This is a genomic window from Thioalkalivibrio halophilus, assembly GCF_001995255.1.
GTDB classification, from domain to species: Bacteria; Pseudomonadota; Gammaproteobacteria; order Ectothiorhodospirales; family Ectothiorhodospiraceae; genus Thioalkalivibrio; species Thioalkalivibrio halophilus.
This window is the reverse complement of sequence record NZ_MUZR01000001.1, coordinates 1-14,104: the sequence shown is the minus strand read 5'-3', so window position 1 is coordinate 14,104 and position 14,104 is coordinate 1. Positions and strand designations below refer to the sequence as shown.

At 65.5% G+C, this 14,104-nt stretch carries 16 protein-coding genes; 3 read left to right on the top strand and 13 right to left on the bottom strand.

What is annotated here, in order from left to right; all coding sequences use genetic code 11:
• Positions 1-58: 58 nt before the first annotated feature.
• The 5 genes from B1A74_RS00090 to B1A74_RS00070 are packed head-to-tail and all read right to left on the bottom strand — an operon-like array spanning position 59 to position 5,250.
• Positions 59-877, bottom strand: a complete 819-nt coding sequence (locus tag B1A74_RS00090; protein ID WP_077243404.1) for a PH domain-containing protein — start codon at positions 875-877, stop codon at positions 59-61.
• On the bottom strand, positions 874-2,199 hold the full coding sequence (locus tag B1A74_RS00085) for an STY4528 family pathogenicity island replication protein (RefSeq protein WP_077243403.1): 1,326 nt from the start codon (positions 2,197-2,199) through the stop codon (positions 874-876). Before B1A74_RS00085 ends, B1A74_RS00090 begins: the two co-directional genes overlap by 4 nt.
• Positions 2,196-2,834 (bottom strand): DUF2857 domain-containing protein, encoded by a 639-nt coding sequence (locus B1A74_RS00080; protein ID WP_077243402.1) that lies wholly within the window; start codon positions 2,832-2,834, stop codon positions 2,196-2,198. Before B1A74_RS00080 ends, B1A74_RS00085 begins: the two co-directional genes overlap by 4 nt.
• A gap of 3 nt (positions 2,835-2,837) precedes the next feature.
• Entirely contained in the window at positions 2,838-4,412 is a 1,575-nt protein-coding gene (locus B1A74_RS00075) for a ParB family protein (RefSeq protein ID WP_077243406.1), read from the bottom strand.
• A complete protein-coding gene (locus B1A74_RS00070; protein ID WP_018948409.1) occupies positions 4,405-5,250 on the bottom strand; it encodes a ParA family protein in 846 nt (281 codons plus the stop codon). Before B1A74_RS00070 ends, B1A74_RS00075 begins: the two co-directional genes overlap by 8 nt.
• Positions 5,251-5,962: 712 nt before the next feature.
• On the opposite strand from B1A74_RS00070, the gene B1A74_RS00060 reads away from it, so the two are divergent.
• The 3 genes from B1A74_RS00060 to B1A74_RS14575 are packed head-to-tail and all read left to right on the top strand — an operon-like array spanning position 5,963 to position 7,861.
• The gene (locus tag B1A74_RS00060; RefSeq protein WP_077243401.1) at positions 5,963-7,042 is read left to right on the top strand and encodes a helix-turn-helix domain-containing protein; all 1,080 of its coding nucleotides are present in this window, start codon (positions 5,963-5,965) and stop codon (positions 7,040-7,042) included.
• Positions 7,023-7,529 (top strand): PIN domain-containing protein, encoded by a 507-nt coding sequence (locus B1A74_RS00055; protein WP_077243400.1) that lies wholly within the window; start codon positions 7,023-7,025, stop codon positions 7,527-7,529. The genes B1A74_RS00060 and B1A74_RS00055 overlap by 20 nt, the downstream gene beginning before the upstream one ends.
• A gap of 17 nt (positions 7,530-7,546) precedes the next feature.
• Positions 7,547-7,861: an integrase core domain-containing protein gene (locus tag B1A74_RS14575; RefSeq protein ID WP_099049976.1), complete on the top strand. Its 315-nt coding sequence runs from the start codon at positions 7,547-7,549 to the stop codon at positions 7,859-7,861.
• A 321-nt stretch (positions 7,862-8,182) separates the two neighbouring features.
• Here B1A74_RS14575 and B1A74_RS00040 read toward each other — a convergent pair whose 3' ends face one another.
• The 8 genes from B1A74_RS00040 to B1A74_RS00005 form a co-directional block, all read right to left on the bottom strand.
• Positions 8,183-8,599, bottom strand: coding sequence for a bacteriohemerythrin (locus B1A74_RS00040; RefSeq protein WP_077243399.1), 417 nt, complete (start codon positions 8,597-8,599; stop codon positions 8,183-8,185).
• Positions 8,600-8,707: 108 nt separating this feature from the next.
• Positions 8,708-9,001 carry a CC/Se motif family (seleno)protein gene (locus B1A74_RS00035; RefSeq protein WP_077243398.1) on the bottom strand — a complete coding sequence of 98 codons (294 nt, stop codon included), beginning with the start codon at positions 8,999-9,001 and terminating at the stop codon, positions 8,708-8,710.
• A complete protein-coding gene (gene arsB, locus B1A74_RS00030) occupies positions 8,998-10,089 on the bottom strand; it encodes an ACR3 family arsenite efflux transporter (RefSeq protein ID WP_077243397.1) in 1,092 nt (363 codons plus the stop codon). Before arsB ends, B1A74_RS00035 begins: the two co-directional genes overlap by 4 nt.
• Before the next feature lie 49 nt (positions 10,090-10,138).
• A complete protein-coding gene (gene arsA, locus B1A74_RS00025; protein WP_167769393.1) occupies positions 10,139-11,932 on the bottom strand; it encodes an arsenical pump-driving ATPase in 1,794 nt (597 codons plus the stop codon).
• Entirely contained in the window at positions 11,932-12,312 is a 381-nt protein-coding gene (gene arsD, locus B1A74_RS00020; RefSeq protein WP_018947138.1) for an arsenite efflux transporter metallochaperone ArsD, read from the bottom strand. Before arsD ends, arsA begins: the two co-directional genes overlap by 1 nt.
• Positions 12,309-12,674 (bottom strand): ArsR/SmtB family transcription factor, encoded by a 366-nt coding sequence (locus tag B1A74_RS00015; protein ID WP_018947139.1) that lies wholly within the window; start codon positions 12,672-12,674, stop codon positions 12,309-12,311. The genes arsD and B1A74_RS00015 overlap by 4 nt, the downstream gene beginning before the upstream one ends.
• Before the next feature lie 153 nt (positions 12,675-12,827).
• Complete coding sequence (locus B1A74_RS00010; RefSeq protein WP_077243396.1) at positions 12,828-13,463, bottom strand: histidine phosphatase family protein; 636 nt, start codon at positions 13,461-13,463, stop codon at positions 12,828-12,830.
• 12 nt (positions 13,464-13,475) lie between these two features.
• On the bottom strand, positions 13,476-13,952 hold the full coding sequence (locus tag B1A74_RS00005) for a DsrE family protein (RefSeq protein ID WP_077243395.1): 477 nt from the start codon (positions 13,950-13,952) through the stop codon (positions 13,476-13,478).
• Between the last annotated feature and the right edge of the window lie 152 nt (positions 13,953-14,104).

Sequence of the window (14,104 nt, the reverse complement as noted above, 5' to 3'; positions counted from 1 at the left end):
CCCCCCCCTCTGGTCTGGCTCAGGGGGGTGGGACAGTGCCCCCCCCCTCTGGTCTGGCTCAGCGATCCCAAACCGCGTCCACGCGGCGCTGGATCTCCTCCTTCACCTCCAGGGGGCGTCGGATCCCGTGCAGCCGGATCTCGCCGGTTTCGCCACCGCCCGCCGAGGACACTCGGACCTCGCCGATTCCGATCAGGCGATCGATGACCCCCTGTTCCAGGGTCGGGATCCGGGCATTGGCATAGCGCATCGTGCGGCGATGGCGCGCGATGATCCCGGTCTGCACCGTCACGCGGTCGGGGTCGAGGGTGAATCGGTAGTAGTAGATCGCGAACACGATGCGGATCGCGGTGAGCACCATCCAGATCCCGAGGACCATCGACAGTGCTGCCTGCACGATGGGCAGCTCGCCGATGCCCGGGATGGTCATGCGCCACTCGGCAATGCTCGCGCCTACTGGATCGGGCAACTGCCCCAGCCAAGCCACGATCTCCGGCGTCCAGGCCAGTACGGCGAGGAGCAGCACAAACTTGAGCACCGTGGGCCATACGCTGCGCAGCGCCGGCCGCAAGGTGTAGGTCGGCACCTCGGCGTCCGCGTCGGCGGGGTGGTCCCGGGGTGGCTCCCCGGCCGACGCCGGGCGGTGTTCCCGTGCGGCCTGTCGCAGTGATTCGCTCGGTTCCTCGTCGTCCGGTGGGCGAGGAGGGGGCTCGGGTGGTGAATCGGGATCGACCTGTTCCACGCCATACCCCGCGTGATGGTCGCCCCAATACACTTCGACCAACTCGTACCGCTGGTCGGTCTCGCGATTCAGCGCATCCCGGACCACGCGAGCCCGGCCGTGGCTGAACGGCATGTCGTGTTCATCGAGGATCATGCCCTTGGCTCCTTGGATCGGTGGGTGCTGCGACTGCGGGCCTTCTCCAATCGCTGCACCAGTTCGTTGTTCGCATCGGGCTCGACCGTGACCACCTGCGCCTCGGCTTGCTGGACGCTCGCCTGGTCGATCCGTCGTTCGCGCTCCGCCTGCTCGGCCTTGCGCCGGCGTCGTTCGGCCGCGTCCACGGCGTAGCTCGGCAGGAAATCGCCGCTGCGCGCCCGCTTGGCGACGGCACTCAGGTAGCGCAAGGGGTTGCGGATCGGATCCGTTTGAGCGCGATCCCGGATGGCACCGGCGACCTCGTCCAGGACCTGCTGGGCCTGGTCGGCGGGTAACCCCTGCAGACATCGGTCCGCGAGCTTGCGGTGATCGGCGCCGAAGCTCTCGGGATAGTGCAGCTCAGCAGCGGCCTCCTCGCTGTCGCGCGCGCCCGGTGGTTCCAATACCTCAGAGGTGGGTTTTGTAGTAGTAGGTTTATATAAACTACTACTACCCCCGCGCGCGCGAGCCGAGTTAAGATTCTTAACTTGGTACGAAGTTTCTGTTTTTGAAGGATTTTCTTCGGGTGGGTCCACCGAGTTAAGATTCTTTACTCGGTGATGGGCGACCGAGTTAAGATTCTTTACTTGGCGCTCACCCGAGTTAGCCTCCTTAACTTGGGCACCGCAGGCCCGTCCCGAGGGGCTCGCGGCGGCTCGCACGGCCGGGTCGGCGCTCAGGGTGGCGAGGCGGCGCTCAAAGCGACCGCCGGTGTCCACGGGATCCGTGAGGTCGCGGTCGGCATCGAGGCGCTGATGGATCGTGGACAGCACCTGCTGCGCGGTCTCGCGTACCCGTCGATGGCCGTGATCGGCCAGGCTCTCCAGATAGGTGATGTACTCCGGATCGAGGTACATCGCCTCGGTGACCGATACCGCCTCGTCGTGGATCGCGTACACGCTCCCCCGGTATCGGCCCTGACCGTCACGGACGCGATCGCACAGCGAGATCCATCGAGTGATGCGCAGCATGGCGATCGCGGCGGCGATGGTGGGCCGGGACCCAAGCCCCGCACGCCCGAACTCGTCATACGACGGGAATCCGGCGGGGGCCTTGGGATCGGAGTTCGCCTGGATCACCATCCAGGCGAGCTTGTCCGTCGGCCCCAGCTCGTCCGCGTATAGCAGTGCCCGGGGGTGGGAGTCATGCCAGTTCCCGAAATACAGGACTGCGCCTTCCTCCTCGCCGCCGGGGTCCGGCGGCCGATCCCGTAGCTGGCGCGCGGCGTCCTCCAGGTACGCCTTGAGCCCTCGGATGCGGGGTGTGATCTCCTCCGTCATGACGAGCCCCCGGCGGAATAGAGGTGGGTCCCGAACTGGTGATGCACCAGGTCGACCACGGGTTGCGCCGTCTTGGCGGGATACGTTGGGGCCCGATCAGTGAGCGTGTGCTGACACTCCGCGACGAGCCGGTAGACCGCAGCGGCCGAGGCGCCCGTGCTGCGCGCGACGTGGAGATAGCGATCCGGATCGGGTAGGTCCTTCGGGGCGGCCCGCCATGCGTCCCACATCGCCTGAGCCTGTTCGGGCGTGGGTGATCGCGGCCGACCGGGCTGCGAAGGCAGCCCGAGCACTCGCCGACGTCGGGCCACATCCGTCGTGGTCATCCCGAATAGCGCCTCCATCATCCGGGCGTCCGCCTGGTGCCTCAGCAGCTCGTCCTGGACCTGGCGGGACTGGACCTCGCCCCGCGCTCGTTCGAGCAGCTGATCGAACCGATCGGCGTCGATCTGCAGATCAATGAACAGATGCCCGAGTCGCGCGATCTCGACCAACTCGTCGAAGGTCATGTCGGCGAGGGTCGAGGCTTGGTCCGGTGTGAGGCCCAATACGCTGAGGGCGTTCATGTCGGCGTCCTGCAGCCGGGACATGGCGTAGCGCAGGACATGGAGGGTGAGATCCGCTGTGCTGCTCATGGCTCAGCCCTCCCACGGATCGAGATCGTCCGCGTCCGCCTGGTGCTGCAGGTCCCGGCAGGCCTGGACGAGGGCGACGAAGTCGGCGAAATCGCGCTCGCGAAGGCACGAACTGACCATCCCGCCCAGCGCGCGCCAGGGTGGCTCGGGGATGTGCCGCGCGATGACCTCCTCCTCGTCGCCTCGGTGAATGGCTGAGGCCAGGCGATGGATGGGGGCGGTCTGCAGGACGCGGTCCGGGTGCAGGCCGATCTGCGACCAGCTGAACAGCAGCCACCAGGTCCAGAGGCGGTAGTCGTTCTCCACCCCGTTCATCCGGGCCGGCGCCTCCTCGACCGTCTCGCTCGGCAGGTCGATGAAGTAGCCATAGCCGATGTCTACGGGCTGGATCTGATCGGCGTAGTGGTAGCGGGTGGCGATCTGCCGGGCCAGCGTGTAGATCCGATCCCGTAGCTCGGCCACGGTTGGCGCGGGTCCGGGCGTGGGCGCGGGCTCAGTCGGTGCCGTGACCGGTGGGGCGGCAGGGGGCGGGTCACCCGCACCGGCCCCCTCACCGATCACTGGATCGGTTGCAGCCCCGGAACGTCCGGGGTCCGCTCCGGGCACCCCGTCAGGTGGGGCATCCTGGACGGGCGGTGCCGGTTGGGTCATTGCGCCGGGATCGGCGTCCGAGGGCATGCCGGATGGGTCCGTCGTCCCCTCGGGGTCCTGCGTCGGCGGCGTATCGAGTTCCATGCGCACGGTGCGCAGATCGAGGGACAGCTCCTCGGCCAGACGCCGCTCCAGTTCCTGCCGCGCGGCACCGGGGTCCCAATCGGGGGCATCGGTGGCGGCGAGGGACTCCTCAAACACCATGTCCACCGCATCCAGGGTGTGCCCATGGGACTCGCCTACGGCATGAGCCGACCGATGGAGCTTGCGGAGTTTCTCCACTCCGTCGTTGCCGAGCCCTCCGTGGAGCGCTTGAGGGATACAAGAAAGGAGAGTCTTTGCGGCGTACTCGAACCGAAAGAGCAGTTTTCGAGAGGCGGTATAACCGATCTCCTGCAGTCGCCGCTGGAGTTCGCTGCGGTTCAGGCTCTCGCCGGCCTCCGCCTCGAACATTTCGCGCAGCCGATCGACCGCGAGGGCGCGATCGATCAGGGTCATCGTCCCGCGCATTTCGTTCTCGATCAGGTGCGCACCCAACACATCCTGGTCCGAGGTCCAGGGATGGAACAGCACATGGACCTTGCGGTACGCCTCGTCGCCGGTCTCTTCGTACAGCTCCTGCAGGATCTGCAGCCGCGTGTTCCCGCCGGCGCGTACCATGTAGAGGTCGTCGTCCGGCCGCCGGGTGACTTCAATGGCGTTGTTCAGACGCTTCTGCGCCCGGATGGAGGCCTTGATCTCGTCGTACTGCGGGTTGCGCTGCCGCCGGGGATTGCCGTCATACGGCCGGATCCGGTCGATCTCCAGCACCATCTGCGTGACGGTCAGGGGGTCGCCTGGCGGCAGCTCCTGCGCCGCCGCATCGCCAAAATGGCCGACGGTCAGGCGGCTGCGCAACTCCTCGGAACTCAGCTGTTTCTTAGCCATGTTGCGCACCTCCCCGGATCAGGTGAGGCAACAGCTCCTCGGTGAGGCGGCGCATGGTCTCGGCACCGGACAGGGTGGGCCCTTGCCGGTGGGGCTCCCATCGATGGACGGGCACCTGCTGGGTGGCCGCCTCTCGGTAGGCCACGGCGGAGGGGATGAACGTATCGAGGATGGTGATCTGGCCTCGGCTTTCGCCGCAGGCCTCGCGCCGGAGTTCGTCCGCGATCGCGCGGCCGTCTCCGGTTCGGTCTACCCGATAGAGGAGGCCGCGAAGTGGACCGACCGGTGCGCCCATGGCCGCCATCGGTCGCAGCCGATCAAGCATCGACACGGTCCCGCGCGCGAACTCGCGGGCGGAGAGGATTTCCGGGGGAATAGGGGAGAGCAGGAAGTCTGCCGCCAGGACGGCGGCATCCTGCAGGGGGCCGACAGCCCCCTGGGTATCCAGCAGGACGACGTCATAGAGGTCGTCGTAATCCGCGAGGATGTGTTTGAGTCGCACGCGGCCGTCCGGCGTGTGCAGGATCCATTGCTGCAGCCGACCCTGGGGGTCGTTGGACAGCACAATGTCGAGGGCCCCGTCGTGCTCGCCGTCGAGCGGGATGTCGATCGGAGTGATCGTGCCGTCGGTGTCGCCGTTGGTAATGAGTTCCGTGAGTCCCCCGGCGGCGATCAGGGCCGGGTCCACCGGGAAGTAGCTGGACAGGGTGGGCTGGATGTCGGCGTCGATCAGCAGGACCTTGTAGCCGAGGTCCGCGAGGTAGGCGCCGAGGTTGGCCGTGACGGTGGTCTTGCCGACACCGCCCTTGGTTGATGTGGTCGTGATTCGGACTGTCATAATGGTGCCCCTTGGTACTGGTGTGTTTACCAGTCCTCACGGGTCACCTGACGTAACGCCCTCTACATTGTTTGGTCACCGGCACCGATTCGTAATCGATAGGTCGGGGGTTCAATTCCCTCCGTCGGCACCAGACCGCTGCCCCGGCATGGAAGCCGGGGCGGCAACCATGCCAGGGATGGGCCCGCCCTGACGGGCCCATGAAGGGTCGGTGCTCTACACACCGGCCCTTCTTTTTTTCGTCACCAAGTTCCCGGGCGGGGCGCACTCCTCGCCAGAGTGGGGCTGCAAAGGCCCCTGCCTGTGACTATACGGCCTCATTCGCATACCTCAAGATGGGCAATTCGGCGACGGTTCGTCACGTATCGCCGCTCAGGATCGGCCCGGGGCGTGGTGCGTGCGTTGGAATGGATCGTACTTGCCATGCGATCAACCTCCCGTTCGCTCATCGGGCACAACACTCATCCACTCTCGAGCATGAAACAGGGGAGCTTTCTCTCGCGGTATGCAATCTGGCGAGACCTGACACCTACTGTATTACCTGCACTTATTTCCACCCGGAATCGAATGGGGAAGGCGGATCGCCTCCTCTACGCTCTGGCTCTGCCTTAGAGCCAGGCGGAGCCCAGGACCCTACGGAGCTCCGATTCTCCTCTACAGCGGTTAACTTTTTGTGTAACATTAGCATAGAAGTAAACCAAAGAGGCCACCGATGCTGGGACAACGCATTCACCAGGCGCGCCGGTCTGCTGACCTTACGCTGGAAGCGCTGGGTGAACGCCTCGGCGTGACCAAGGCAGCGGTTAAGAAGTACGAAAATGGCTACGTGACGCCCGATTCCGCGAAGCTGCTGGCGATTGCCGAGGCTTGCGGGGTACGCACGGAATATTTCTTTCGCAAGGCGACTGTGGATCTGAGCAATGTTGAGTTCCGCAAGAAATCCGGCTTTGGCAAAAAGCGCGCTGAGGCGGTTCAGATCCGTGTAGCCGAGCAAATCGAGAAGCGAATCGAGTTGCTCAATGCTTTTCCCGAGCATCCGATTCCGCGTTTCTCGGTACCGGATAGCTTACCCGAGCAAGTGGATGAAATGGAGGCGCTAGAAAAAGTCGCGGACGATGTCCGACAAGCCTGGTCTCTGGGCTTGAATCCGATCGGGGATTTGACGGACACGCTCGAAAACCTCGGTTTCATGATCCTCGCGATTGACGTCGATCACAAGGCGTTCTCCGGCATGACGGCCACGGCTGTTGCCGCTGACGGACAGCAGTACCCGGTGATTGCCGTCTCAACCTCGTGGCCCGGAGATCGCCAGCGGTTCACGCTCGCTCACGAGTTAGCCCACGTACTCCTGGCAGACCGCCTGGCCGCCGGAATCGACGAAGAAAAGGCCTGCGACCGCCTGGCCGGTGCCTTTCTGGCCCCCCAAACCGCGGTCATCCATGAGCTGGGGGAACGCCGGCGCCGCTTGGAACCGAAAGAGCTGTACCGGCTCAAGCACGAGTACGGCCTCTCCATGAGGGGGTGGGCCATGCGTGCACTCCAGTGCGGGATCATTTCGCACGACTCTTTCCTGTCACTGATGCGGATATTCTCAGCGCGTCGATGGAATCGACGGGAGCCTGGTGAACCGATAGCGGCCGAGACGCCCAAGCAGTTTGAGCAGCTGGTGTATCACGCTGTCGGCGAAGAGCTGATCTCGGAGGCAAAGGCCGCCGAGCTGCTCGGCATCCCGCGAATGCAGTTCTACCGGGAACGCTGCATGGAGCCGCAGGATGCTGCTGCTTATCAGTGATGCCAATATCGTCATCGACTTGGAGGCCGGCGAGATACTGCATTCGCTCTTCGAGCTCCCGTATCAGTTCGCGATGCCGGACGTCCTCTACGAGGAAGAGATCAAAGAGGGTTGCCCGTATTTGCTCGACATGGGGCTGAAGACGCTGGTGGTGAACGGGGAGTACGTCGACTATGCGGTTGCCCTGGGCGAAACCCACGGCGATGAGCCCGGGTTCATCGACCGACTCGCGCTAGCCCTCGCCAAACAGGAGTCCTGTCCACTGGTGACCGGAGATGGCAATCTGCGCGTGCTGGCAGCACAAGAAGACACCGATATCCGAGGTACGCTGTGGATCCTTAGTGAAATGATCGAATTTGGGCTACTGACCCGGGAACAAGCGGAGACGGCTCTGAACTTGATGAAGCAGCGGGGCAGGCGACTACCTTGGCAAGACGCTGAATTGACCATCTCACGAGCGACTTACGAAGCCAAGGTTTCCCGATGATGCACAAGACATGACACATTAGTCGGCGGCGCACCAGCAACGACAACGCCTTCAGCGAAGGCCAGTTCAAGACGATAAAGTACCAGCCGGACTATCCGGGGCGCTTCGAGAGCGCAAGCCAGGCGCGTCTATGGTGCGAGGAGTACTTCGGCTGGTACAACTTCCATCACCACCACAGCGGGCTCGGCGGCTACACCCCGGAGCAGATCTTTACGGCGCGCTTTGATGCCATCCGTGCGCAGCGACAGCGGTGCTCGATGCCCAGTACCGAAACCACCCCGAGCGCTTCGTCAAAGGGGCGCCTGTCGCCGCCCGACCACCGGAGGCAGTGACCATCAACCCGGTGTCACCCGAAGAGGCCGAGACCGGCGTGCACGTGTGCAGCAGCACCGCGCGGGCATGTTCGAGCTGTTCCTCCGTCAGCGCCGGCGAACTGCCCCCAACGCGATTGCACTGCCTCGCCGCCTCCAGGCCTGCTCGCGTTCGCTCCTGCAGGATCGATCGCTCGAACTCGGCGACCGCTCAGTAATCGATAGGTCGGGGGTTCAATTCCCTCCGTCGGCACCAGACCAGAGAAAAGGGCCGGCACTGCGTGTGCCGGCCCTTTTTCGTTCCAGCTTCGTTCAGCGGATTCCCGCCGCCGCCGGCAGGGACTACCCCCCCGCGGCACGCTCGGCGAACCGCGCCAGCAGGGCATCCATGGTGGTGAAATGGCGCTGGTACCAGGGGATGATCTCGTCATCCAGCGCCGAGACCAGATCCGCGCCCTGCAGCGATCCGTCCTCCAGCCCCGCCAGCAGGGCTTCCCAGCGCGCCAGATGGGCCGCATGTTCCTGCCGGTGGTAGTCCTTCTGCGGAAAACCGACCCGCTCCATCAGCTCGTCCTCGCGCGCGAAGTGCTCGCGATTGAACTCGACGAAGGCCGCGAACGCCTCCCGCACGGCGTTGTCGTCGCCCTCCTCGCGGGCCCGGCCCACGGCTTCCAGCAAACGGGCGGCCTCGTGGTGATCGTCGTTCATGAAGGCCTGTTCCAGCTCCGGGACCGTCAGGCTGCGCTGTACTTCACTCATGGCTCACTCCGGGTTCTGCACCAGGTTGTCCGTTCTCGGTTCGCGTCAGCGCGGGCGGGCGGGCACCAGCAGGGTCGGACGCCGCACGAGAATATGCTCGAACATCGTCTACTCCTGCGCCTGGCCCATCTCGCCTTCCACCACCAGACGCCGCCAGCGGAAGAAGCCCTCGAGGTCGACCCGGTACGGACCCGGGCCCATGTCTTCGGCCACGTACACGTGGATGCCCTCGATCTGCGTCCTTGCGTACCCGTCCTTTGAGCGCGGCGCGCCCGGCTCGGCCACCGGCACGCCCGCCTGGCCACCGCAGCAGCCGTGGCGGGCGGACAGCCGCAGCGTCATCTCGGCACTCCGGCCGGCGAGCCAGTCGCGCGCCGCGTCACTGAGGGACACGGAGGTCACGTGCCCGGCGCCTCGTCGTTGGTCGGGAACCAGTGGCGCGTGCGATTCGCGATGCGCACCAGCGCCAGCATCAGCGGCACCTCCACCAGCACGCCAACGACCGTCACCAGCGCCGCACCGGACTGCAGGCCGAACATCGCGATCGCGGCCGCCACGGCCAGCTCGAAGAAGTTACTGGCGCCGATCATCGCACCGGGGGCCGCCACCGCGTGGCGCACACGCCACGCCTTCGCCCAGTAATACGCAATGTAGAACACCAGGAAGGTCTGGATGATCAGCGGAACGGCGATCAGAGCGATATGCCCCGGATTCGCCAGGATGCGCTCGCCCTGGAACGCGAACAGCAGGACCAGCGTCACCAGCAACCCGATGGGCGTGACCGGGCCGATCCGTTTCATGAAAACGTTGTCGAACCACTCGATGCCCTTTCTGCGGATCAGCCAGATGCGCGAGAGATAGCCGGCGGCGAACGGGATCACGATATACAGCAGCACCGACAGCGCGACCGTGTCCCACGGTACGTAGATATCGGAGATTCCCAGCAGCAGGACCACGATGGGCGCGAAGGCGAACAGCAGGATGATGTCGTTCACCGCCACCTGCACCAGGGTGTAGGCCGCATCGCCGCGAGTCAGGTAACTCCAGACGAAGACCATGGCGGTACACGGTGCGGCCCCCAGCAGGATCGCCCCGGCCAGGTACTCGCGGCCGAGGTCCTCCGGGATCCAGGCGGCGTAGACCACCATGAAGAAGAACCAGGCGATCGCGAACATGGTGAACGGCTTGATCAGCCAGTTCACCGAGGTGGTGATGGCCAGCCCTTTCGGCTCCCGGCGCACGCCCAGGATGGCCGAGAAGTCGATCTGCACCATCATCGGGTAGATCATCGCCCAGATCAGGATGGCCACCGGGATCGAGACCTGCGCGTACTCCCATTGCGACAGCGTCTCCGGCACCGCGGGGAAGAACTGCCCCAGCGCGACGCCCGCCACGATGCACAGCGCCACCCACACGCTCAGGTAGCGCTCGAACAGGCCCATGCCTTCTTTCGCCGAGATCTCGCTGGTGGAGTCCTTCTGATCGGTCATGCGTTCGTTCACCGTTGGTCGGAAAGGAGTGACGCCGGAGGGCGCCGCCTCATGCAGTCGCCTGCGAGGCGGTGATCTCGGTCAGCGCCAGCAGGCGTTCGGCGCCAACCGGTTCGTCGCGCAGCAGCGGCACCACGGCATAGCGGGCGGCGTGTTCTTCGGCCACCGCGCGGATCTGCGGCCGCTCGGCGCGTGCCCGGTCGCGCAGCAGCCCGGAAGCGGCTCCGGCCGCGGCGATGCTGTTGTTCACCACCCAGGCCCAGGGCTCGATCCCTGCGCGGCGCAGATCCTCCTGCAAATCCCGCGCCTCCAGCACCGGCGTGGTCTCGGCCAGCGTCACCAGCAGCATCTTCGTACGCTGCGGGTCCTGCAGCTGCATCATCGGGGTGGTGTAGTGGGTACCCGTGTCGCCCATCTGGCGCACGATCTCGCGGTGATAGGCGCCCGTGGCATCCAGCAGCAGAAGCGTGTGGCCGGTGGGAGCGGTATCCATCACCACGAACTTGCGGCCGGCCTCGCGGATCACGCGCGAGAAGGCCTGGAACACCGCTATCTCCTCGGTGCAGGGCGAGCGCAGGTCCTCCTCGAGCAGGGCACGGTCCTCCTCGTTCATGTCCTTGCCCTTGCTTTGCAGGACTTGCTCGCGATAGCGCTCGGTCTCCACCGTCGGATCAATGCGGCTCACCGTCAGGTTCTCGACCTCATCCGACAGGGTTTCTGACAGATGAGCGGCCGGATCCGATGTCGTCAGATGGACGGGGAAGCCGCGCCGCGCCAGGGACACCGCGACGGCAGCGGCCAGGGTGGTCTTGCCCACTCCACCCTTGCCCATCAGCATCACCAGGCCCTTGCCGTCGGTCGCGATATCGTCCACCAGCTCGCTCAGCGAGGGCGCCTCCAGTTGGGCGGTGTCCTCCCCGGCCATGTCGTCTCCCGGCACGGCAGCGGTCGCCGATTCCGGCGTCCCGAACAGCTGGCGCAGGCGATCCAGGCCCACCAGATTGAACGGCTTCAGTTCGATATCGTCGCGCGGAAGGGCCTGCAGGACCGGAGCCATTGCCTCCAGGGCGGCGCGTTCACGCTCCAGGATACCGCGCGCCAGGTCGTCGCCCCGGGTCTCGGCCTCCGGCATCCGGCCGTTCACCACCAGGTACTGCCGCTGCAGACCGATCTCCGCCAGCTCGTCATGCGTGCGCGCCACCTCGTCGAGGCTGCCGCTCTGCGCCCGGGCCACCAGCACCAGCCGGGTGGCATCCGGCGAGGCCAGCGCATCCACGGCCGCCCGGTACCGCTCCTTCTGCTTTTCCAGCCCGGCCAGCGGACCAAGACAGGAGGCATCGCCCTGCCCCTTCTCGAGGAAACCGCTCCAGGCACCGGGTAGCTGCAGCAGGCGGATCGTGTGTCCGGTGGGCGCGGTGTCGAACACCACGTGGTCGAAGCCCTTCACCAGATCCGAGCCGGTCAGCAACTCGGTAAACTCGTCAAAGGCGGCGATCTCGGTCGTACAGGCACCCGAGAGCTGTTCTTCGATGCCCGCCACCACGGTATCCGGCAACACCCCCTTCACCGGGCCCACGATCTTGTCGCGGTAAGCCTCGGCGGCCGCCTGCGGGTCGATCTCGAGCGCGGACAGCCCGGGCACGTCGGCCACCGGGGTGACCCGATTGCCGATCGAGACCCCGAACACCTGATCCACGTTGGAGGCCGGATCGGTGCTGACCAGCAGGACCCGGCGCCCGGCCTCGGCCAGGCGGATGGCACTGGCACAGGCGATGGAGGTTTTGCCGACGCCGCCCTTGCCGGTAAAGAACAGATAACGCGGCGCGTCATCGAGGAACCGCATCAACAGCACCCCGTGTCGCGAGCCGGGCCGCAGCAGCCGTCCCCGGCTTGCGGGCTTCCGGAGACCTCTTCCGGAGCCGGGATGCCGGCCAGATGCGCCAGCTCGGCCCGATCCGGGTAACGCCCCGAGATGGCCGCTTCTCCGTCCACCAGGATCAGCGGCAGGCCGCCTTCCCCGTGCTCCTCCAGGAACGCGCGGACCTTCGGGTTTTCCGCGAACGCGGTCGGCTGCTGAGCCAGGTTCATGCGCTCGACATCGGCGCCACGGTCCTGTGCCCAGCGGACATCCGCGGCGAAGTCCACCAGCCGCTGGTCCACGTCGGCCCCGCAGACACCGGTGTTGCAGCACATGGAGGGGTCGTACACTCGAATCGCGGTCATGAAACACTCCTGGTTGTGGAGACAGTGGCAGTGGGTTCCGGACAGACGGATTCACCCGCCAGGTCGCAATCCGACCCCTCGGCCGCGCAGCAGTGCGCGGTCAGGTAGGCCACCAGATCCTGCATCGCGGCCAGATCCGCCCGGTAGCGCTGGTAACGCCCCTCCTGGGTCACGGTGACGAGGCCGGCCCGGGTCAGGGTCTTGAGGTGAAACGAAAGGTTGGTACGTGGCAGCTCCAGTTCCCGGGCGATCTCGCCGGCAACCAGCCCCTCGCGTCCGTAACTGACCAGCAGGCGCACGATGTCCAGACGGACACCGGAGGCCAGCGACTCGAACATGGTGGTGGCGGTGAGCTTGTCCATGGTTCAACTATTCAATATTTCTTGAATTGTTGTCAAACAGCCCCGAGGCCCCACCATCGCCCCCCCGGAAACAGAACGGGGCCCCGCAGGGCCCCGTGATCCTTCGGCCTGCCCGGACGGATCCGGGGCCGGCACGAAAAGGAAGAATGGGGGTCAATCCCCCGCGCCGTAATAGGCCTCCAGCGGGATCTCGCCCAGCACCTCGTGGCTGCCGAACCCTTCGGGACGCACGACGACCAGACTGCCGGGCTCCACGTTCTCGAAAACCACGGTGTTGATATTCCCCCGGTGGCTGATCAGGAAAAGGTTGCCTTCGCCATCGAAACCGCCGATGCGGTCACGTACGTCTTCCATCAGCCAGTCCTGCTCGCCCTCCGGCATAGTCTGCAACAGGTTCAGCGCATCCCAGGTCTCGAACTCGCCGAACGCACGCTCGGCGGTCTGGCGGGCGCGGCACAACTCGCTGCTGAGCACCTCGTCGGCCCGGATTCCCCGGTCCTCCAGCGCCCCGCGCAACGCCTCGGCCTGGGCCTTGCCCGCTTCGCTCAGCTCCTGTTCTTCGCCGCAGTCGCGCTCCGGGGACAGATGCATCGACACCTCGGGGTCAGCCTCGGCCGACTCCGTGTGCCGCATCATCACGACCTTGCCGCCCTTGCCCAGGGCTTCCCACAGGGTTTCCTCGTCGGCCGCGGCCTGGGCGACGGCCGGGCCGCCCAGGCCGATCAGGCCCGCGACCAGCAGGCTACCCAGTCGACCGGGAAACGGCCGCCCACTCATCAGACTCTTCACGTAGCTCTCTCCTCAGTTGCGATAGGCATGCATCACCGCATACCCGTCATGATGCAGGTCTCCCAGCTGAACGATGCCTGAATCCACCCGCTCGATCGGCTGGTAGAACGCATCCATGTCCAGCCCCACGGCGGCGCGGGTGCTGTCACAAAGCTCCAGCCTCACGTCGTGCATGTTCACCAGCTGCATCAGACGCGAACGCAGTTCCTCGCGCTCTTCGGCGAATTCGCCATCGGGGTCTACCTCGAACGGCGAGCCTTCCAGATTGTCGTCGGTCACAAAACGGATGCCCTGCGCCCGGAACACCAGCCGGATGTCGTAGTCGATCAGGCGATTCTCGTAGGCCTCCACCATGCTGTTGATGCTGCCCAGCATGGAACTGAACTGGGACGGGTCATCGAAGCCCACGTGCCAGGCGTTATTGCGCTCCTCGCCAAAGGCCTGGGCCTGCGAGGCCGGCAGCGCCAGCAGCAGCACGGAAAACAGCAACCCCGCCGTGCAGCGGAGTTATGGTCAAGTCTGGTGTATGAGCGATGGCTGGTTCAGGCGGCGCTCCGGTCGGTGATGGAGGATTCCTCGTCGTTGGTCGGTTCGGTCTGCTCGATGCCGTCGATGAACGTCACCCCGCGCTCGAGCTTGTC

What these genes read in the sequence shown, in the direction of transcription:
- B1A74_RS00090 (WP_077243404.1), bottom strand. Translation starts at nt 877, where the DNA reads ATGATCCTCGATGAACACGACATGCCGTTCAGCCACGGCCGGGCTCGC.
- B1A74_RS00085 (WP_077243403.1), bottom strand. Translation starts at nt 2,199, where the DNA reads ATGACGGAGGAGATCACACCCCGCATCCGAGGGCTCAAGGCGTACCTG.
- B1A74_RS00080 (WP_077243402.1), bottom strand. Translation starts at nt 2,834, where the DNA reads ATGAGCAGCACAGCGGATCTCACCCTCCATGTCCTGCGCTACGCCATG.
- B1A74_RS00075 (WP_077243406.1), bottom strand. Translation starts at nt 4,412, where the DNA reads ATGGCTAAGAAACAGCTGAGTTCCGAGGAGTTGCGCAGCCGCCTGACC.
- B1A74_RS00070 (WP_018948409.1), bottom strand. Translation starts at nt 5,250, where the DNA reads ATGACAGTCCGAATCACGACCACATCAACCAAGGGCGGTGTCGGCAAG.
- B1A74_RS00060 (WP_077243401.1), top strand. Translation starts at nt 5,963, where the DNA reads ATGCTGGGACAACGCATTCACCAGGCGCGCCGGTCTGCTGACCTTACG.
- B1A74_RS00055 (WP_077243400.1), top strand. Translation starts at nt 7,023, where the DNA reads ATGCTGCTGCTTATCAGTGATGCCAATATCGTCATCGACTTGGAGGCC.
- B1A74_RS00040 (WP_077243399.1), bottom strand. Translation starts at nt 8,599, where the DNA reads ATGAGTGAAGTACAGCGCAGCCTGACGGTCCCGGAGCTGGAACAGGCC.
- arsB (WP_077243397.1), bottom strand. Translation starts at nt 10,089, where the DNA reads ATGACCGATCAGAAGGACTCCACCAGCGAGATCTCGGCGAAAGAAGGC.
- arsA (WP_167769393.1), bottom strand. Translation starts at nt 11,932, where the DNA reads ATGCGGTTCCTCGATGACGCGCCGCGTTATCTGTTCTTTACCGGCAAG.
- arsD (WP_018947138.1), bottom strand. Translation starts at nt 12,312, where the DNA reads ATGACCGCGATTCGAGTGTACGACCCCTCCATGTGCTGCAACACCGGT.
- B1A74_RS00015 (WP_018947139.1), bottom strand. Translation starts at nt 12,674, where the DNA reads ATGGACAAGCTCACCGCCACCACCATGTTCGAGTCGCTGGCCTCCGGT.